Source organism: Streptomyces sp. NPDC094143 (genome assembly GCF_040303825.1).
Classification (GTDB): domain Bacteria; phylum Actinomycetota; class Actinomycetes; order Streptomycetales; family Streptomycetaceae; genus Streptomyces.
Map to the genome: position 1 here is coordinate 84007 of NZ_JBEOTZ010000015.1, position 17662 is coordinate 101668.

Consider the following 17662-nt stretch of genomic DNA (forward strand, 5'->3'; position numbering starts at 1 on the left):
ATCGCCGACGGCCGACCGGAGCGGACGTGTGACCTGCGTCAAAGAATTCTCACCCGGATCCGTTCGCCGGACGTGTGTGCGGGGGCGGAGTATCGCAGTCTCATCGCCGAATTGAGTGGTTTTGCTCGCGTGCGTTGCCCAAGCGATGCCGACCGATGTTGGTCATCGGGTCCTGAGATGCGGGATAATGGCTGGGAAGCAATGTGTTCGATGCCGGTGTCGCGTGTCCTGCCAAAAGGAACCGCACGTGTGCCCTTCTAGGGCCGTCGGCTTTGACTGAGCTGGGTTTCAGGAAGGGGTACGAGCATGGCGGCCATGAAGCCGCGGACGGGTGATGGCCCGCTCGAGGTGACCAAGGAGGGGCGGGGCATCGTCATGCGCGTTCCGCTCGAAGGCGGCGGTCGGCTCGTCGTCGAGCTGACCCCGGACGAGGCCGACGCCCTGGGCGACGCCCTCAAGAAGGTCGTCGGCTGACGCGCAAGCGACCATACCCTTTCAGCTGCCCCGGCATCACATGAGGTGCCGGGGCGGTTGTTTTCTCACCGATGACCCTCGCCTGCCCCGGCTCGCGCCCGGCTAACGTGCCGACAGGCCCTAGCGTTTCACCGCGCACAGCAGACCGTCGCCCACCGGCAGCAGGGACGTCACCAGCTCCTGGCTCTCGCGCACCGCGCGCAGCAGCTCCCGCAGTCGCAGCACCTCGGTGGGCTGCGGACCGGAATCCACCGTGCGGCCGTTGGCGAAGGCGCCCTCGAAGACGACGAGCCCGCCGGGCCGCAGCAGACGCAACGATTCAGCGAGGTAGTCCATGACCTCCAGCCGGTCGCCGTCGCAGAACACCAGGTCGTAGCCGGCGTCCGCGAGGCGGGGCAGCACGTCCAGGGCGCGGCCCGGGATGAAGCGCGCCCGGTTGCTGGCGAAGCCGGAGGCGCGGAAGGCCTGGCGGGCGAACTGCTGGTGCTCCGGCTCGGGGTCCACGGTCGTCAGGACACCGTCGGGCCGCATGCCGTGCAGCAGGTGGATCCCGGAGACACCGCAGCCGGTGCCGATCTCGGCGACGGCCTTCGCGTCGACGGAGGCGGCCAGCAGCCGCAGCGCGGCGCCCGTGCCGGGCGACACCGAGCGCAGCCCTGCCTCGCGGGCCCGGTCACGGGCCCAGCGCAGCGCTTCGTCCTCGGCGACATAGGCGTCGGCGAACGCCCAGCTCGTCTGCCGGTTGCCGGTAATGACCCTCTCCTGTCCCGTGAATGCCTGGGCGTGACTGTATCCGTTGGGCTCGGGAACCCGCAGATGGGACCGGTCGTTTAAAGGGACGAGCGAGCGGCGGGGGCCGGGACGGGGGGCAGGCAGTGGAACAGGGCGCCGAGCAAGTGCCGACGCAGCAGTACGAGGCGTATCAGCCCAGATCAAATTCTCGTAAAACCGCTTATCCGGTCCTAACGGGCGAGGTGGCTATGGTAGGGGCTCCACTGGACACCACCAGAGCTGACAGGGGAGGTGCGGCTGCACCTGTGGATCGCGGGGGAGTGTTCCGGCGCTTCCTCGGATCGACGGGCAGGCCGACATCTGTGAACGACAACGCTGACCACAGCCACGCCGCTGGATCCGCCCAGACCGCGACCTTCACCACCGACGCGGACGGGCAGGCGTGGACTCCGCCCACGTGGGAGGAGATCGTCAGCACGCACAGCGGCCGGGTCTACCGGCTCGCCTACCGCCTCACCGGAAACCAGCACGACGCGGAGGACCTCACGCAGGAGGTCTTCGTCCGGGTCTTCCGTTCCCTGTCGACGTACACGCCGGGCACCTTCGAGGGCTGGCTGCACCGCATCACCACGAACCTGTTCCTGGACATGGTCCGCCGCAAGCAGCGCATCCGCTTCGACGCGCTCGGCGAGGACGCGGCCGAGCGGCTGCCCAGCAAGGAGCCGAGCCCCCAGCAGGTCTTCAACGACGCGCACTTCGACGCGGACGTCCAGCAGGCCCTCGACACCCTCGCCCCCGAGTTCCGCGCCGCGGTCGTCCTGTGCGACATCGAAGGACTGTCGTACGAGGAGATCGCCGCGACCCTCGGAGTCAAGCTCGGCACGGTCCGCTCGCGGATCCACCGCGGCCGTTCCCAGCTGCGCAAGGCCCTCGCGCACCGCTCCCCGGAGGCGCGCGCCGAGCGCCGCTCCTTCGTGCCCCGCGTTCCCGCCCTGGGAGGAGGGGGCGCGAGCGCGTGAGCGGATCACGGCCTTCCGAGGGACACCTCGCAGAGCAGCATCTGGGAGACCGGCTCTCCGCCCTGGTGGACGGCGAGCTCGGTCATGACGCGCGTGAGCGCGTACTGGCGCACGTGGCCACCTGCCCGAAGTGCAAGGCGGAGGTGGACGCCCAGCGCCGGCTGAAGAACGTCTTCGCGGAGGCGGCCCCGCCGCCTCCCTCCGAGAGCTTCCTGGCCCGCCTGCAGGGACTACCCGCGGGCGGCGGCCCGGACGGTGACCTGCTGCCGGACGGGCCGGGGCTGCCCGGCGGGCTGTCCGGGCGGTCCGGCTCGTCCGGGGCGTTCACGACGAAGCGCGGCGAGCGGTTCGAGTTCGATTACGCCCCCTCCCGCCCGCACCTCCCGCCGGCCCCGCCGCCCTCCGCGGGGCGCGGGCTCGCCGCGGGTGAGCGCGGCGTTCCCTCCGGCCGGAGCGGTCTTCCCTCGGGCAGCCGCGGCTTCCGCATCCACGACGTCGGCCGGCACGACCCGGACCGTTCCTCCTCGCGGCTGCGGTTCGCCTTCGTGGCGGCCGGAGCGGTGTCCCTGGCCGCGATCGCGCTGGGCGGTGTCACCGCGGGCACCCCGACCGACACGGAGGCCCGCGGCGGCCCGGGCACGGGAAGCAACGTCACTCCGATGCGCACCCAGGGCACGGGCGCCGCGACCGCTCCCGAGTCCCAGCGCCGCCGCGGAGCAGGACCGCTGCTCGGGCAGGTGCACGGGCAGAACCTGATCGGTCACACCCCGGTCGCCCCGACCGAGGTGTCCGCGCCGCTGCTGCCAGGTGTACCGCCGCCCTCCTCCGCCCGGCACGGCGCCGTGCACGCGCTGACCGCGCCGGTGGTGGCCGGTGCCGCCGCCATGTCCCCCCTGATACGCCCGCTCCAGGCGGCCCCGCCGGCCGCTCTGACGTCCTGGTCGGCGCTCCCCGGGCTCACGGCGCCCCTGCTCGCCGTGCCGTTGCCGGAGATCTCCTCGTCCCCTTCGCCCACCGCTTCCTCGGGCACGGCCCGCTGACCGGCCTCTGCGCACCGGCCCGGCGAACCTGATTGAATCCGGGGGTGGTGTCCGCGGCCGAGGTGGGCCGGGGCGCCGATTCGACGAACTGCGGCCACCGCTGACGAGCCGTGCCGCGGCTGTGCTGTGGGGAGAGCATGAACGAGGGGAAGCCCACGAAGGCGAAGTGGTGGGGTCGTCCACGGCCGCAGGACCCCGCGGCGGCGGATGAGGCGCAGGGCCCGGTCACGGCCCCGGCCGGTTCCGCGGACACCGAGGGAGACTTCGAGCTGGCGCGGCCCGAGGCCCGGCGGGACGAGCACGCGGGCGACTACGAGCTGCGGCGCCCGGACGCCCCGGCGCAGGACGGGCCCGGTGCAGCGTCCGCCGGGAGTGTGGTGTCCGCCGGTAGTGCGGTGTCCGCCGCGAGTGCGGTGGAGTCTCCCGAGGCGGCCTCCACCGGTGCGGAGACCGGGGGCGGCGCCCCTGCCGTGCCGACCGTCCCCCCGGCCGTGCCGACCGTCCCCCCGGCTGTGCCTGCCGTGCCCGCCCAGGACGCTCCGAAGCCCCTGCACGACCCCGACCCCTACAGCACCCCGCCCTATGGCGAACCGGGCCCCTGGGCGCCCGCGCCGCCCGTCCAGCATCCGGCGGCGACACCGGCTCACGGCGTGGCGACACCGTCTCCGGCCATGCCGGGCACGCCGGGGGCTCCGGCAGCGCACGGCACGTCGATGACGCCGCCGTCGGGCGTTCCGGCACCAGGGGCCCTCCCCGGGCCAGGCGTTCCGGCACCGGCCGTTCCCGCGTCAGCCGTTCCGGCGCCAGAGGTCCCGGCGTCGGCCGTTGCGGCGCCGGGAACTCCTGGGTCCGCCCTTCGGGCAGCAGACGTCCCGGCAGCGGACGCCCCCGCGTCGGCCGTCCCGTCGTCCGTCCCGTACGTGCCGTCCCCCAGCGGCCCGGCGCCGATTCCGGCGCAGGCGTCGCAACCTCGGGGCATCCCCGAGCCCGCCCCGGCCCCCGGGCCCGACCCCTGGCGGCGCTACGACCCCTGGGCCGCCCCCGGGCCCCTGCAGCAGACCAGGGCGCCGATCCCGGGTACCGAGCAGCGGCGCAGGCGGGGCAGGAAGACGCTGGTGCTCGGCGCCGTCGTGCTCGCGCTCGTGTCCGGCGGCATCGGCGGACTCGTGGGGACGTATCTGGAGCGCAACGGCGGCGTCGGGACCGTCGAGTTGCCGCAGGCCGGGAAGGAGGCCGCCGGGCGGGACGCGGACAGTGTCGCCGGGATCGCCGGACGAGCCCTGCCCAGCGTGGTCACGCTGCATGTCAGCGGCTCCGGCGAGCAGGGCACCGGCACCGGCTTCGTGCTCGACACCCGCGGCCACATCCTCACCAACAACCACGTCGTGAGGCCGGCCGGAACCTCCGGCGAGATCACCGTCACCTTCAACGGCGGGGAGACCGCCAAGGCCGAGCTCGTCGGCCGGGACAGCGGCTACGACCTGGCCGTCGTGAAGGTGAAGGGCGTCAGCGGCCTCACCCCGCTGCCCCTCGGCAACTCGGACAACGTGCAGGTCGGTGACCCGGTCGTGGCCATCGGCGCGCCGTTCGACCTGGCCGGCACGGTCACCTCCGGCATCATCAGCGCCAAGCAGCGGCCCATCACGGCCGGTGGCGAGAAGGGCGACGGCAGCGACGTGTCGTACGTCGACGCGCTGCAGACCGACGCGCCCATCAACCCCGGCAACTCCGGCGGCCCCCTGCTCGACTCCAAGGCCCGGGTCATCGGCATCAACTCGGCCATCCGGTCGGCGGACAGCGGCTCCGACCTGGACAGCGGCCAGTCGGGGTCGATAGGCCTCGGGTTCGCCATACCCATCAACCAGGGCAAGCGCGTCGCCGAGGAGCTGATCAACACCGGGAAGGCGACCCACCCGGTCATCGGCATCACGCTCGACATGGACTACACCGGCGACGGCGCCCGCGTCGGCACGGAGGGCAGCGAGGGCGGACCGCCGGTCACCGCGGGCGGCCCGGGAGCCCGGGCCGGCATCAAGGCGGGCGACGTCATCACGGAGGTCGACGGGCGGCGGATCCACTCGGGCGAGGAGCTCATCGTCAAGACCCGGGCGCACCGCCCCGGCGACCGGCTGGAGCTGACCGTGGAGCGCGGCGGCAGGGAGCGGACCGTCTCGCTCGTCCTCGGATCCTCCGGCGGCTGAGGCACATGAGGTCCGGCACGTACGAGGACGTCCCATCAAGCCCTACCCGGGACCCATCAGGCGAACAATGGGGAAAGCGCTCCCACTCCCCGTACTCAGAGGTCTCGGGACAGTACCGGTCGGACAGGATCGCCGGGTACCGTGGAGCCGGCCCGGACCACGGCAAGACCCGCACCGACCACCGAGGGCCGAGGACCGAGGACATCGCAAGGAGCTTCAGGTGTTCAATGACATAGGACCGCTCGAGCTGGTGACGCTCATCGTGCTTGCCGTGCTCGTCTTCGGTCCGGACAAGCTCCCCAAGGTCATCCAGGACGTGACCCGCACGATCCGGAAGATCCGTGAGTTCTCGGAGAGCGCGAAGAACGACATCCGCGAGGAACTGGGCCCCGAGTTCAAGGACTTCGAGTTCGAGGATCTGAACCCCAAGACGTTCATCCGCAAGCAGCTGGACAACGAGGACCTGGGGCTCAAGGAGATCCGCAACGGCTTCGACCTGAAGAAGGAGATGGCCGAGGTCACCGACGCCGTCCACAGCCGTGACGCCGACTCGTCGTCCTCGTCGTCCTCCGGCGCCGGTTCGTCCGGTGGCCGTATCGACATGACGAAGAAGCCCGAGACGCCCGACCGGGACGACCGTCCGCCCTTCGACGCGGACGCCACCTGAGCGACCGCGCCGGGGCGCTGCGCCCCTGCGCGCGTGACGCGTTTCATACTCCGGTCGGGCTGCGTACGGCCTGAACGAGGCGCCCGTGCGGCCCATGCGCCGGGCGGTTTCCCTGCTGCTCGCGGCGGTGTGGCTATGCTGCCGAGTTGTTGTGCGGACCGGTCGAGTACGCCCGAAGGGGGGCGGGCCGGCCGGTCCGACTAGAGCGAGGAGGGCTCGGGCACATGGAGACGACGAGTGGGGCAGTCGCGCAGGCGCCGGCCGCGGAGGACGGACAGCAGGTCCCCTCCGCCCGGCGTACGGTCGACGGCTACCTGCGCGCGCCCTTCCCGTGGTACGGCCTCGACGAGGCCTTCACGGGGCCGCGCTGGCTGATGCAGGTCGGCACGACGGCCGACGGGACCGTCGAGCACGGGTCGATCGGGCACGGCGACGAGCCCACGGTGCGCAACGAGTATGCCGCCGGGGGCGACCAGGATTCCAAGGAGAAGTTCGCGGTCGTGGTGACCGTGGCGGCGAACCCCTCACGGCGCAGCGCCGACGGCACGGGGCTGCTGGAGGCCACGTCGGTGTCGTCGGCGGCATGGCTCGCCGGTGTGGGGCTGCTGTCCTTCACCTGGCCCGGGCAGATGGACCACTCGCTGCGGGACGACTGGCTGGAGCAGCAGACCGAGACGGCGTGGGTCCTGGCCGACGACCTCGACGGGCCCGACTGGTCGACGCTGTCGCTTCCCGTGGACGGGGTGCCGACGGCGTTCCACTACCGGGAGTCGGAGTTCGGCTGGGTGCTCGCCGGGTCCACGGCGGCCGGCGTTCATGTCGGGGCGTACGGCAGGGGCATGAGTGCGTACGGGCTCGGCTTCGCCGTGGTGAAGGACATCGCCTCGTACGCGTGAGGCTTCCGGGGCGCCGGTTCTCGGCGCCCCTTCGCCGTGCGGAGCTTCGCTTCGCGGGCGGCTGCGATGGGCCGCTCGCGCAGTTCCCCGCGCCCCTGCGGGCGCTGCCCCGGAGGGCGTTCGAGCTAGAACTTGTTCCGCGGGGTGATCCCCAGGGACAGGCCCGACAGGCCACGCTGGCGCCCGCCCAGCTTGCCCGCGATCGCGCGCAGGGCGGAGCCCGCCGGGGAGTCCGGGTCCGTCAGGACGACCGGCTTGCCCTCGTCGCCGCCCTCGCGCAGACGGACGTCGATCGGGATGTTGCCCAGGACCGGGACGTTGGCGCCGGTCGTGCGGGTCAGGCCGTCGGCGACGACCTGTCCGCCGCCCGTGCCGAAGACGTCGACCATCTCGCCGCAGTGCGGGCAGGGCAGCCCCGACATGTTCTCGACCACGCCGACGATCTTCTGGTGGGTCTGCACGGCGATGGAGCCCGCGCGCTCGGCGACCTCGGCCGCCGCCTGCTGCGGCGTCGTGACGACCAGGATCTCGGCGTTCGGCACGAGCTGGGCGACGGAGATCGCGATGTCGCCGGTGCCGGGCGGCAGGTCCAGCAGCAGGACGTCCAGGTCGCCCCAGTACACGTCCGCCAGGAACTGCTGCAGGGCGCGGTGGAGCATCGGGCCGCGCCACACCACCGGGGCGTTGCCCGGCGTGAACATGCCGATGGAGATGACCTTCACGCCGTGCGCCGACGGCGGCATGATCATGTTCTCGACCTGGGTGGGACGGCCGTCGGCGCCCAGCATGCGCGGCACGGAGTGGCCGTAGATGTCGGCGTCCACGACACCGACCTTCAGCCCGTCGGCCGCCATCGCCGCCGCCAGGTTGACCGTCACCGAGGACTTGCCCACGCCGCCCTTGCCGGAGGCCACCGCGTACACCCGGGTCAGGCTGCCCGGCTTGGCGAAGGGGACCTCACGCTCGGTCTGGCCGCCGCGCAGCGCGCTCGCCAGCTCCTTGCGCTGCTCGTCGCTCATGACGTCGAGCGTCACGTCGACGCGGGTGACGCCCTCGACCCGCGAGACGGCGTCGGTCACGCGCTGCGTGATCGTGTCGCGCATGGGGCAGCCGGAGACCGTCAGGTACACGGTGACCGCGACCGCCCCGTCCGCGCCGATCTCCACCGACTTGACCATCCCGAGCTCCGTGATGGGCCGGTTGATCTCGGGGTCGTTCACCGTCGCCAGTGCTTCGCGCACCGCGTCTTCCGTAGCCATAAGGACGATGGTACGGCGCCGTACCGGGGCGTAGGAAAGGCCGTCAGCGGTCGTCTGCGTCACGTCCCCCTGACCGTTCCGCCGGGAATACGACCGTGTCCCGGCGGTGGCCGTTCTGGCGTTCCTCCAGCTCCTTGATCATGTCCTGGAGCTCGGAGCGGATCCAGTCGCGGGTGGCGACCTCGCCCAGGCCGATGCGCAGGGCGGCGACCTCGCGGGTCAGGTACTCGGTGTCGGCGATCGACCGCTCGTTCTGCTTGCGGTCCTGCTCCAGGTTGACCCGGTCGCGGTCGTCCTGCCGGTTCTGCGCGAGCAGGATCAGCGGGGCGGCGTAGGAGGCCTGGAGCGACAGCATCAGGGTCAGGAAGATGAACGGGTACTCGTCGAAGCGCAGATCGCGCGGGGCGAGGGTGTTCCAGGCGACCCACAGGATGACGGCGGCCGTCATCCAGACCAGGAACCGTCCGGTGCCCAGGAAGCGCGCGATGCGTTCCGACAGCCGCCCGAAGGCGTCCGGGTCGTACTCGGGCAGGATGCGGCGCCTGGGCACGCCCGGCTGGTCGAGGCGGGTGGCGCGCGGCCGTGAGGCGGCGGTGGCACCGGTGGGCGTGCGCTCACGGGGGCTCTCGCGCTCAGGAACCATCGGTGGCCACCTCCTCCTCGGCCAGGTGGAACTCCGTCTCCCGCCAGTCGTCCGGGAGCATGTGGTCGAGGACGTCGTCCACGGTCACCGCGCCCAGCAGCGACCCGGCCTCGTCGACGACCGGCGCCGCGACCATGTCGTACGTGGCGAAGAAGCCCGCGATGGCCGGCAGATCGGCCTCCGGGTCGAGCGGCTGCAGGTCGCTGTCCACGATCGAGCTGACCAGCGCAGGCGGTGGCTCGCGCAGCAGGCGCTGGAAGTGGACCGTGCCGAGGTACTTGCCGGTCGGGGTCTCGTCGGGCGGCCGGCACACGTAGACCTGGGCGGCGAGCGCCGGGGACAGGTCGGGGTTGCGGACGCGGGCGAGGGCGTCGGCGACGGTGGCGTCCGGGCGCAGCACGATCGGCTCGGTCGTCATCAGACCGCCCGCCGTGCGCTCCTCGTACGACATCAGGCGCCGCATGTCGGCCGCGTCGCCCGGTTGCATCAGGGCCAGCAGCCGTTCCTGCTCGTCCGTGGGCAGCTCGCCCAGCAGGTCGGCGGCGTCGTCCGGGTCCATGGCCTCCAGGACGTCGGCGGCGCGCTCCTGCTTCAGCTTGCCGAGGATCTCGATCTGGTCGTCCTCCGGCAGCTCCTCCAGGACGTCGGCCAGCCGGTCGTCGTCCAGGGCGGCGGCGACCTCGGCACGGCGCTTGGGGGAGAGGTGGTGCAGGACGTTGGCGAGGTCGGCCGCGCGCAGCTGCTCGAACGTGGCCAGCAGGTTCTCGGCGCCCTGCCCCTGCTCCTCCAGGGAGAAGCCGCTGACGGCGGTCCACTCCACGGTCAGCGCCTCGCCCTTGGCGCGCCGGAACGCACCGCCCTTCCTGCCCTTGCGGACGAAGACGCGGTCGATCTCCCACTCCCGCCGGGCCGGCAGCTGATGCACCGACAGGTCGAGGACGGTGACCTCCTCGCCGGTCTCGGTGAGCGTCACCCGCCGGTCCAGCAGCTCCCCGAAGACCAGCCGCTCGGTGGGCCGCTGCTCGAACCGGCGGACGTTGAGGACTCCGGTGGTGATGACCTGGCCGGACTGGATGGCCGTGACCCGGGTCATGGGCAGGAAGATGCGGCGGCGGGTGGCGAGTTCGACGACGAGACCGAGCAGCCTCGGCGGCCGCTGCCCCACCCGCAGCATGACGACGAGATCGCGGACCCGGCCCACCTGATCGCCGGCGGGGTCGAAGACGGCGACACCGGAGAGGTGCGAGACGAAGATCCGGGGGGCGCCCGCTGCCATGGCCGCGGCTCCTTTGCGTACGGGGTGGTTCCTGATGCCTGTGGGACTGCCTGACGTCGTGCCTGTCTTTGTAGCTGTCTCTTCCGAATTGCCCGCTCGGATGGGCTTCAGGCTAGCCCGTCCCGATCGGGGCCGCGTCGGCGGGCGGTCCGGGCGGACTGGCTCCGGCCGGCCCGCACGTCCCCGGTACCCTGCGGTACGCCGTTCAGGTCTCCCGTCAGAGAGGCAGCCCCACCTGTGACTCCGATTCGCCAGAGCCGTAGCCGCGGTGCCGCACTCGCGACCGCGACGTGCGCACTGCTCGTGACGGGAACGGTGCTGACGGGCTGCGCGGAGGATCCGAACGAGGGCACCAACGGGGTGGGCAGACTGCCCGCTGCCAAGATCCAGAGCAAGACCCGCGCGGCCGCCGAGAACGCCGGGGCGGTCCGGGTCCACGGCAGCGTCGTCAGCGGCGGACGGACCTACGCGCTCGACATGCGCCTGAAGGACGACGGCGGCGACGGCTCGGTCACCACCAAGGGCACGACCTTCGAGCTGCTGCGGGTCGGCGAGGAGCTCTTCGTCAAGGCCGACGCGGACTTCTGGAGTCACGGCGGTGGCCAGGGCGAGGGCAGGGCGGACGCCGCGGCGGCCGCCAAGCTCGGCGGCAAGTTCGTGAAGGTGCCGCAGGGCGACCCCTCGTACAAGAAGTTCAGCGGTTTCACGGACAAGGCTCTCCTCCTCGACGGTCTGCTGACCCTGCACGGCACGCTCGCCACGGACGGGCACGACGAGCAGGCGGGGGTGCGCACCATCCGCATCACCGGCGACAAGGGCTCCGGCGGCACCCTGGAGGTCTCCCTGGAGGGCAAGCCGTATCCGCTGCGCCTGGAACGGGCGGGCGGGGCGGGCACGCTCACCTTCTCCGCCTGGGGGGAGGACTTCGCCCTCCGGCAGCCGGAGAAGAACGAGACGGTCGACTACGGCAAGCAGCTGCCGGCGTCCTAGGCGGTCAGGCCCGTTTGCGCTTCTTCTTCAGCAGCAGGCGGGGCAGGCCCGCCGGGACCGGGCGGCGGGTGAGCGCCGGGGACGGCAGCGGGGGCTCGGCCAGGGAGCCGTCGGGCAGGGGCGCCGTCGCCCCGGTCGGCTCCAGGCGCAGTACCCGGCACTCGCGGGCCCAGCGGTCGGTCATGGCCTCGCCGTCGGGCGCGTTCAGCCGCTTGCCCTTGAGGTCGCCGACCGCCGCGTCCCAGGCCTCGGAACCCGGCGTGAGCTGCACGACCCGCGCCGACCAGGAGACCAGCCGGCCTCCCTTGTCCTTGCTGCGGACCGTCACCCGGGCCTCGGATCCGTCGGTGAGACCCGGCAGCGGCTGCTCGCCGGGCCCGTCGCCGACCAGGCAGGCGGCCCCCTCGTGCCACACGTGCCACAACGCGCGCGCCGGGCCGTCGGGGCCCTGCACCCAGATGAGGCCGGACTTCTTCGTGGCCTCCTCGACGAGGGCCTGGCCGAGCAGCTCGCTTGTCATGGGGGCCAGCCTAGCCACGCCGCTCACAGCCAGCCGTTCCGCTTGAGCGTGCGGTGGATGCCCAGGCAGATGACCACCGTGATGCCCATGATCGTCGGGTAGCCGTACCGCCAGTGCAGCTCCGGCATGTGGTCGAAGTTCATGCCGTACACCCCGCACACCATGGTCGGCACGGCGATGATCGCGGCCCAGGAGGTGATCTTCCGCATGTCCTCGTTCTGCGCCACGGAGGCCTGGGCGAGGTTGGCCTGGAGGATGGAGTTGAGCAGCTCGTCGAAGCCGAGGACCTGCTCCTGGACGCGGGCCAGGTGGTCGGCGACGTCCCGGAAGTACTTCTGGATGTCGGGGTCGATCAGCCGCATCGGCCGCTCGCTCAGCAGCTGCATGGGCCGCATCAGCGGCGACACGGCCCGCTTGAACTCCAGTACCTCGCGCTTGAGTTGGTAGATCCGGCCGGCGTCCGAACCGCGCGGCGAGCCCTTGCGGCCGGGGGAGAAGACGTCGGTCTCCACCTCGTCGATGTCGTCCTGCACCGCGTCGGCGACCGCGATGTAGCCGTCGACGACATGGTCGGCGATGGCGTGCAGCACGGCCGAGGGGCCCTTGGCCAGCAGCTCCGGGTCGTCCTGCAGGCGGTGCCGCAGGGTCCGCAGCGAGCCCTTGCCGCCGTGCCGGACGGTGATGAAGAAGTCCCGGCCGGTGAAGCACATGACCTCGCCGGACTCGACGACCTCGCTGTTGGCGTCGAGCCGGTCGTGCTCCACGTAGTGGATGGTCTTGAAGACCGTGAAGAGCGAGTCGTCGTAGCGCTCCAGCTTGGGCCGCTGGTGGGCCTGGACGGCGTCCTCCACGGCCAGCGGGTGCAGCCCGAACTCGCTGGCGATACCGGCGAATTCGGCCTCCGTCGGCTCGTGCAGGCCGATCCACACGAAGCCCCCGTCGCGGCGTGCCACGCGCACCGCCTCGTGCGGGCTCAGCGGGGCGTCGGTCTCGATGCGGCGGCCGTCGCGGTAGACGGCGCAGTCGACGACGGCGGAGGTCGTCGCGGGGTTGCGGGTGGCGTCGTACGGACCGCCGTCCTTGCGCAGCGACACGCGGGACGGACGGACGACGGCGCGCAGGTCGCGGATCATCGACATGGCGGGCTCCTTCGCGACAGGCAACGAAAAGGCGCCGGACCCGACAGGTGGAACTACCCGGAATGAGGACGTCGGTACTGAGGATGTTTGGCACGTCCACAAAGCGGGGAGCACCGCACCGTCGCGGTGGCGAGTCTCGTTACTGATTCAGCTACTGAGGCAGATCAGGCAAAAGCGAAACGAAGCGCTCTTCCGCGTGAAGCGAGTGCGAGAGGTGGCGACCAGCCAGAGCCAGAACAGCTACGTCAGCGGCGGGAAGAGCGTGGTGCTACTGCACGGTCGACTTCGATCCATTGCAGTCCCACCTCCTCCGGCCGGTCCCTCGTAAGGGAGTTCCTTCGGCGTCGGGGCTTGATCGCGACGCTTCTGCGTGCTGCCCCGAACCACCGGGCAAGAGTAGCAGCCGCCCAACGTGTCAAGGCGCTTGTTTGCCCGCTACTGACGAGTTCTATGCTCGCCGCATGGCAGATGTTCTTCCTCTGGTCGAGGCCCGGTTGTGTACGGCGCTGGGCGAGCCGGACGCGCGGGCGGCCGTCACCTTCCTGGGCACGGACCGCATCGAGGTGCTCCGCTTCCAGGAGGGCGACATCGTCCGCTACGCCACGCTCGGCATGTCCGCGCACCCCATGACGGACCCGACGGCGGTGGTCGCCGACCCGGTGAAGGGCCCGCGCGCGGAGCTGGTCCTCTCGGTCCGCGCCGGCCGCGCCGACACCGACAAGGTGCTCCGGCCGCTCGCCGTGCTCGCGGCGTCCCCGCAGGTGGAGGGGTTGGTCGTGGCGCCCGGCGCCTCGCTCGACGTCGGTGAGCCGCTGTGGCCCGGCGCCGCCTTCACCTCGGTCCTGGTCGCGGAGCCGGGCGGCCTGGTCGAGGACCTGGAACTCGACGAGCCCCTCGACCCGGTGCGGTTCCTGCCGCTGCTGCCGATGACGCCGAACGAGGCCGCCTGGAAGCGGGTGCACGGCGCGCAGGCGCTGCGGGAGCGGTGGCTGAACCAGGGCACGGACCTCCGGGACCCGTCCCGGAAGTCCGTCCCGCTGGAGTGAGCAACCTCACCAAACCCACCACCGGGGGCGTCAGTTGGCGAAGACGCCGACCCCGTCCCCGGTCGCGTGCCGGGGCTCCGGCTCCTCGGCCTCGTGCGTGAGCGCCCTGCGCCGTACGACGACCACGAGCGCGCCCGCGACCGCGGTGACGGCCGCCACCACGAACGGGACGTGCACGTCGGTCCACTCCTCGATCTTCGGCGCGAAGTACGGGGCGGCCGCCGCCGCGAACCAGCGGAAGAAGTTGTACCCGGCGCTCGCCACCGGCCGGGGCGCGTCCGACACCCCGAGGGCCAACTCGGTGTAGACGGTGTTGTTCACGCCGATGAAGGCGCCGGACAGGACGGTGCAGACCAGAACGGGTAGCGCCAGCTGGCGTCGCCGAGCAGGGCGCCCAGCAGCGGGCGGCACGCCATGCCGAGGCCGAGGGCCGACTCGTAGAGCAGGATCGCCGCGGCGCTGCCGCCGGCCGCCGCGCCGACGATCACGGCGAGGGCGGTGGAGGCGAAGAGGGCGTTGCCGAGGCCCCTAGCCCGCCCGGAAGGCGACCAGTTCGCAGACCGACCCGGAGGTGCCGGAGAGTCCGGCGAAGACGACCACGAACGCCAGTCCGAGCAGCAGGGAGACCTGGTCGGCCGTGGCGTCCAGACCCCGGGCGATGGACGGCAGGACCGGGTCGACGAGCCCGATGCCCATGAAGGCGACGACCGAGGCCCCCGCGGTCGCCCACACGGACTTGGGCTGCTTCAGGAGGCCGACCGCTCCGGCGTCGAAGGGGTCCATGCGTGCTCCCTTTCCCGAGACGAAGTCAGTTGGTGTATACACATAGCAAGTTAGCCGCTCTAATTAATGCAAATTACATCTAATTTGACCGGTGAAGGGTTCCGCCCGGATGGGTGATCGTCCTTGACGCGACGGGGTGAGGGTAGGACCGTGGGGCCCTATGAGGGGCGAACCCAGTTGCCCGAAGTGCGGTGGCCGGGTCAGGGCTCCCGGCCTCTTCTCCGACTCGTGGCAGTGCGATGCGCACGGCACCGTTCATCCGGTGCAGCCCGTGATACCGCCGAGCGTCGACGCCCTCAACGTCGTGGTGCACCGGACCAAGGTGCCCGTGTGGATGCCGTGGCCGCTGCCGGTCGGGTGGCTGTTCACGGGGGTGGCCTGCGCGGGGGACGACCGCACGGGCGGTCGTGCGACGGCCGTCGCCTGCACGGGGCCGGGGCCGCTCGGCGGGATGGGCGAGCTGATCCTCGTCGCCGAGGAACTCGGCGTCGGACTCGGGGCACGGTACGCGGGCATGGACGGGCCGGACCCGGGGCCGTACATGGACGTCGGAAAACCGGCTCAGGCGAAGGTGCTGGCGGCGGGGCGGCCGACGCCGCTCTGGCATGTCTCCGGGGCGCCCGGCGACCGGGCCGTGTTCGCCGGTGAGGCGCTGGGCCTGTGGCTGTGGGCCGTGGTGTGGCCGGAGCAGTCGGGGCTGCTGATGTACGACGAGCTCGTGCTGGCGGACCTGCGGGACGCCGGAGCCGAGGTCGAGCTGGTGCCCTGCGGTGCTCTGTCGCCACGGCTGCTGGGACCGTAGAAAGGCGGTACGGGGTGGGGTGTAGGGGGCGCTGGGCGGTTTCGGGTGTGACAGTGGGCGTCGAAAGTGCGGTTATCCTTGAGCAGCCCTGTCCGTGCCGTCCGTGTCTGGAGTCCGTGTCGTGCGTATCGACCTGCACACCCACTCCACCGCCTCCGACGGTACGGACTCGCCGGCCGAGCTGGTGCGCAAGGCCGCGGCGGCCGGGCTGGACGTCGTCGCTCTCACCGACCACGACACCACCCGCGGACACGCCGAGGCGATCGCCGCGGTGCCGTCCGGGCTGACGCTGGTCACCGGGGCCGAGCTCTCCTGCCGGCTGGACGGCATCAGCATGCACATGCTGGCCTACCTCTTCGACGCGCAGGAGCCGGAGCTGCTCGCCGAGCGGGAGCTGGTACGCGACGACCGGGTGCCCCGGGCGCAGGGCATGATCGCCAAACTCCAGGAGCTGGGCGTGCCCGTGACCTGGGAGCAGGTGGCGCGGATCGCCGGCGACGGGTCCGTCGGGCGGCCGCACGTGGCGAGCGCGCTCGTGGAGCTGGGTGTCGTGCCGACCGTGAACGACGCCTTCACACAGGACTGGCTGGCCGACGGCGGCCGGGTCTTCGTCGAGAAGCACGAGACCGATCCGTTCGAGGCGATCCGGCTGATCAAGGGCGCGGGCGGGGTCGCCGTGTTCGCACACCCCGGGGCCAGCAAGCGGGGGCGGACCGTGCCGGAGACCGCGATCGCCGAGATGGCGGCGGCCGGTCTTGACGGCATCGAGGTCGATCACATGGATCACGACGCGCAGACGCGGGCGCGACTGCGCGGGCTGGCCGAGGAGCTCGGGCTGCTCGTGACCGGCTCCTCGGACTACCACGGCAGCCGCAAGAGCTGTGTGCTCGGGGAGTACACGACGGATCCCGAGGTGTACGGGGAGATCACGCGGAGGGCGTTCGGGGCGTTTCCCGTGCCGGGGGCCGGCGGAGCCGCCTGAGCCTTTCCTCGTTCCCGCTTCCTCTCCGGCACGGGGCGCTGTGCCCTGTGCCCATCCGTTCCGATGCGCGGACGCCTGCCCACGGCAGGGTCGGCGCCTCCCCCTCGACACGCGCAAGGCCATCACTCATGTTCGACCTCGCCGTCTTCGGCTCCCTCTTCCTGACCCTCTTCGTGATCATGGACCCGCCGGGGATCACCCCGATCTTCCTCGCCCTCACCGCCGGGCGGCCCGGGAAGGTGCAGAAGCGGATGGCCTTCCAGGCCGTCTGTGTCGCCGGTGGTGTGATCACCGTGTTCGGGCTGCTCGGGCACCAGATCCTGAACTATCTGCACGTCTCCGTGCCCGCGCTGATGATCGCGGGCGGGCTGCTGCTCCTGCTGATCGCGCTGGACCTGCTCACCGGGAAGACCGACGAGCCGAAGCAGACCAAGGACGTCAACGTCGCGCTGGTGCCGCTGGGCATGCCGCTGCTGGCCGGGCCGGGCGCCATCGTGTCGGTCATCCTCGCCGTGCAGAAGGCCCACACCGTCACCGCGCAGGTGTCCGTGTGGACGGCGATCCTCGCCATCCACGTCGTGCTGTGGCTGGTGATGCGCTACTCGCTGGTGATCATCCGGATCATCAAGGACGGCGGCGTGGTCCTGGTGACGCGGCTCGCCGGCATGATGCTCTCCGCGATCGCCGTGCAGCAGATCATCAACGGTGTCACGCAGGTCGTCCAGGGGAGCTGAGATCACCCCCGGCCGGTGAGGACCGAGCTGATCGCGCCGGCCGGTGCGGGCCGCGGGCCACCGTCCCGATCTCGCTCTCGGCCGGTACGCCCCCGGTCATGACGGCCCGCAACGGCGCGGCCCCCGCTCGGCCGGTGCCGGGCGGGGGCCGCGAAGTGGGGGAGAGCCGCGCGTGTTATGAGGCCGTGGTCTCGGCCGGGCGGATCCACAGGCGCTGCCCGATGGCGGCGGCCTGCTGCACGATGTGATTGACGGAGGCGGCATCCACGACGGTCGTGTCCACAGGCGTGCCGTCCACGTCGTCGAGTCGCATGATTTCGAAGCGCAAGGGCTTCTCCCTTCGTCTGGTCATCCTCCTGAGGAGAACTACTTGAGTGGCGGCCCACCGGCTGCGGTGCTCGGTGTTCCGTATGGGTCAACAGAGATGCACGCGTCAAACATTCCCTACGCTAAGGAAAT

At 71.7% G+C, this 17662-nt stretch carries 18 protein-coding genes and 1 pseudogene; 11 read left to right on the plus strand and 8 right to left on the minus strand.

Annotated features, from left to right (window positions below; translation table 11 throughout):
• The first annotated feature begins 306 nt into the window (after positions 1 to 306).
• Entirely contained in the window at positions 307 to 474 is a 168-nt protein-coding gene (locus ABTZ58_RS20395; RefSeq protein WP_003966491.1) for a DUF3117 domain-containing protein, read from the plus strand.
• Positions 475 to 594: 120 nt separating this feature from the next.
• Here the strand turns inward: ABTZ58_RS20395 and ABTZ58_RS20400 are convergent, their stop codons facing one another.
• Positions 595 to 1290: an O-methyltransferase gene (locus ABTZ58_RS20400; protein ID WP_351358533.1), complete on the minus strand. Its 696-nt coding sequence runs from the start codon at positions 1288 to 1290 to the stop codon at positions 595 to 597.
• A 236-nt stretch (positions 1291 to 1526) separates the two neighbouring features.
• Here ABTZ58_RS20400 and sigE point away from each other — a divergent pair, with 236 nt between their 5' ends.
• The 5 genes from sigE to ABTZ58_RS20425 all read left to right on the plus strand — a co-directional run bounded on the left by sigE (position 1527) and on the right by ABTZ58_RS20425 (position 7029).
• Positions 1527 to 2225: an RNA polymerase sigma factor SigE gene (gene sigE, locus ABTZ58_RS20405; protein ID WP_351358536.1), complete on the plus strand. Its 699-nt coding sequence runs from the start codon at positions 1527 to 1529 to the stop codon at positions 2223 to 2225.
• Complete coding sequence (locus ABTZ58_RS20410; protein WP_351358310.1) at positions 2222 to 3265, plus strand: anti-sigma factor family protein; 1044 nt, start codon at positions 2222 to 2224, stop codon at positions 3263 to 3265. The genes sigE and ABTZ58_RS20410 overlap by 4 nt, the downstream gene beginning before the upstream one ends.
• Before the next feature lie 137 nt (positions 3266 to 3402).
• Positions 3403 to 5466 (plus strand): S1C family serine protease, encoded by a 2064-nt coding sequence (locus ABTZ58_RS20415; RefSeq protein WP_351358313.1) that lies wholly within the window; start codon positions 3403 to 3405, stop codon positions 5464 to 5466.
• A 220-nt stretch (positions 5467 to 5686) separates the two neighbouring features.
• Complete coding sequence (locus ABTZ58_RS20420; RefSeq protein WP_351358316.1) at positions 5687 to 6133, plus strand: sec-independent translocase; 447 nt, start codon at positions 5687 to 5689, stop codon at positions 6131 to 6133.
• Between the two features lie 224 nt (positions 6134 to 6357).
• Positions 6358 to 7029 carry a hypothetical protein gene (locus ABTZ58_RS20425; protein ID WP_351358319.1) on the plus strand — a complete coding sequence of 224 codons (672 nt, stop codon included), beginning with the start codon at positions 6358 to 6360 and terminating at the stop codon, positions 7027 to 7029.
• Between the two features lie 125 nt (positions 7030 to 7154).
• On the opposite strand, the gene ABTZ58_RS20430 is transcribed toward ABTZ58_RS20425, so the two are convergent.
• The 3 genes from ABTZ58_RS20430 to ABTZ58_RS20440 are packed head-to-tail and all read right to left on the minus strand — an operon-like array spanning position 7155 to position 10207.
• Positions 7155 to 8288: an Mrp/NBP35 family ATP-binding protein gene (locus ABTZ58_RS20430; protein WP_351358322.1), complete on the minus strand. Its 1134-nt coding sequence runs from the start codon at positions 8286 to 8288 to the stop codon at positions 7155 to 7157.
• A 43-nt stretch (positions 8289 to 8331) separates the two neighbouring features.
• Positions 8332 to 8931 (minus strand): DUF1003 domain-containing protein, encoded by a 600-nt coding sequence (locus ABTZ58_RS20435; protein WP_351358325.1) that lies wholly within the window; start codon positions 8929 to 8931, stop codon positions 8332 to 8334.
• Positions 8921 to 10207: a magnesium transporter MgtE N-terminal domain-containing protein gene (locus ABTZ58_RS20440; RefSeq protein WP_351358328.1), complete on the minus strand. Its 1287-nt coding sequence runs from the start codon at positions 10205 to 10207 to the stop codon at positions 8921 to 8923. Before ABTZ58_RS20440 ends, ABTZ58_RS20435 begins: the two co-directional genes overlap by 11 nt.
• Positions 10208 to 10444: 237 nt before the next feature.
• Here ABTZ58_RS20440 and ABTZ58_RS20445 point away from each other — a divergent pair, with 237 nt between their 5' ends.
• The gene (locus tag ABTZ58_RS20445) at positions 10445 to 11197 is read left to right on the plus strand and encodes a hypothetical protein (RefSeq protein ID WP_351358330.1); all 753 of its coding nucleotides are present in this window, start codon (positions 10445 to 10447) and stop codon (positions 11195 to 11197) included.
• 4 nt (positions 11198 to 11201) lie between these two features.
• Here the strand turns inward: ABTZ58_RS20445 and ABTZ58_RS20450 are convergent, their stop codons facing one another.
• Together ABTZ58_RS20450 and ABTZ58_RS20455 are read right to left on the minus strand one after the other, a co-directional pair.
• Positions 11202 to 11717, minus strand: a complete 516-nt coding sequence (locus ABTZ58_RS20450; RefSeq protein WP_351358333.1) for a hypothetical protein — start codon at positions 11715 to 11717, stop codon at positions 11202 to 11204.
• 23 nt (positions 11718 to 11740) lie between these two features.
• Complete coding sequence (locus ABTZ58_RS20455; protein ID WP_351358336.1) at positions 11741 to 12856, minus strand: magnesium and cobalt transport protein CorA; 1116 nt, start codon at positions 12854 to 12856, stop codon at positions 11741 to 11743.
• A 461-nt stretch (positions 12857 to 13317) separates the two neighbouring features.
• Here ABTZ58_RS20455 and ABTZ58_RS20460 point away from each other — a divergent pair, with 461 nt between their 5' ends.
• Positions 13318 to 13902, plus strand: coding sequence for a suppressor of fused domain protein (locus tag ABTZ58_RS20460; RefSeq protein WP_351358339.1), 585 nt, complete (start codon positions 13318 to 13320; stop codon positions 13900 to 13902).
• A 30-nt stretch (positions 13903 to 13932) separates the two neighbouring features.
• Here the strand turns inward: ABTZ58_RS20460 and ABTZ58_RS20465 are convergent.
• Positions 13933 to 14685: pseudogene (locus ABTZ58_RS20465) on the minus strand (MFS transporter).
• Between the two features lie 160 nt (positions 14686 to 14845).
• Here ABTZ58_RS20465 and ABTZ58_RS20470 point away from each other — a divergent pair.
• From ABTZ58_RS20470 to ABTZ58_RS20480, 3 genes are all read left to right on the plus strand, one after another.
• Positions 14846 to 15487: a DUF6758 family protein gene (locus tag ABTZ58_RS20470; protein WP_351358342.1), complete on the plus strand. Its 642-nt coding sequence runs from the start codon at positions 14846 to 14848 to the stop codon at positions 15485 to 15487.
• Between the two features lie 121 nt (positions 15488 to 15608).
• Positions 15609 to 16469, plus strand: coding sequence for a PHP domain-containing protein (locus tag ABTZ58_RS20475; protein ID WP_351358345.1), 861 nt, complete (start codon positions 15609 to 15611; stop codon positions 16467 to 16469).
• A gap of 128 nt (positions 16470 to 16597) precedes the next feature.
• The gene (locus ABTZ58_RS20480; protein WP_094057443.1) at positions 16598 to 17203 is read left to right on the plus strand and encodes a MarC family protein; all 606 of its coding nucleotides are present in this window, start codon (positions 16598 to 16600) and stop codon (positions 17201 to 17203) included.
• Positions 17204 to 17378: 175 nt separating this feature from the next.
• Here ABTZ58_RS20480 and ABTZ58_RS20485 read toward each other — a convergent pair whose 3' ends face one another.
• The gene (locus tag ABTZ58_RS20485) at positions 17379 to 17531 is read right to left on the minus strand and encodes a DUF8834 family protein (protein ID WP_309097190.1); all 153 of its coding nucleotides are present in this window, start codon (positions 17529 to 17531) and stop codon (positions 17379 to 17381) included.
• Between the last annotated feature and the right edge of the window lie 131 nt (positions 17532 to 17662).

Excerpts from the sequence above, each read along its gene's own strand:
- ABTZ58_RS20395 (WP_003966491.1), top strand. The coding sequence starts at position 307 with ATGGCGGCCATGAAGCCGCGGACGGGTGATGGCCCGCTCGAGGTGACC.
- ABTZ58_RS20415 (WP_351358313.1), top strand. The coding sequence starts at position 3,403 with ATGAACGAGGGGAAGCCCACGAAGGCGAAGTGGTGGGGTCGTCCACGG.
- ABTZ58_RS20425 (WP_351358319.1), top strand. The coding sequence starts at position 6,358 with ATGGAGACGACGAGTGGGGCAGTCGCGCAGGCGCCGGCCGCGGAGGAC.
- ABTZ58_RS20430 (WP_351358322.1), bottom strand. The coding sequence starts at position 8,288 with ATGGCTACGGAAGACGCGGTGCGCGAAGCACTGGCGACGGTGAACGAC.
- ABTZ58_RS20435 (WP_351358325.1), bottom strand. The coding sequence starts at position 8,931 with ATGGTTCCTGAGCGCGAGAGCCCCCGTGAGCGCACGCCCACCGGTGCC.
- ABTZ58_RS20440 (WP_351358328.1), bottom strand. The coding sequence starts at position 10,207 with ATGGCAGCGGGCGCCCCCCGGATCTTCGTCTCGCACCTCTCCGGTGTC.
- ABTZ58_RS20450 (WP_351358333.1), bottom strand. The coding sequence starts at position 11,717 with ATGACAAGCGAGCTGCTCGGCCAGGCCCTCGTCGAGGAGGCCACGAAG.
- ABTZ58_RS20455 (WP_351358336.1), bottom strand. The coding sequence starts at position 12,856 with ATGTCGATGATCCGCGACCTGCGCGCCGTCGTCCGTCCGTCCCGCGTG.
- ABTZ58_RS20460 (WP_351358339.1), top strand. The coding sequence starts at position 13,318 with ATGGCAGATGTTCTTCCTCTGGTCGAGGCCCGGTTGTGTACGGCGCTG.
- ABTZ58_RS20470 (WP_351358342.1), top strand. The coding sequence starts at position 14,846 with ATGAGGGGCGAACCCAGTTGCCCGAAGTGCGGTGGCCGGGTCAGGGCT.
- ABTZ58_RS20480 (WP_094057443.1), top strand. The coding sequence starts at position 16,598 with ATGTTCGACCTCGCCGTCTTCGGCTCCCTCTTCCTGACCCTCTTCGTG.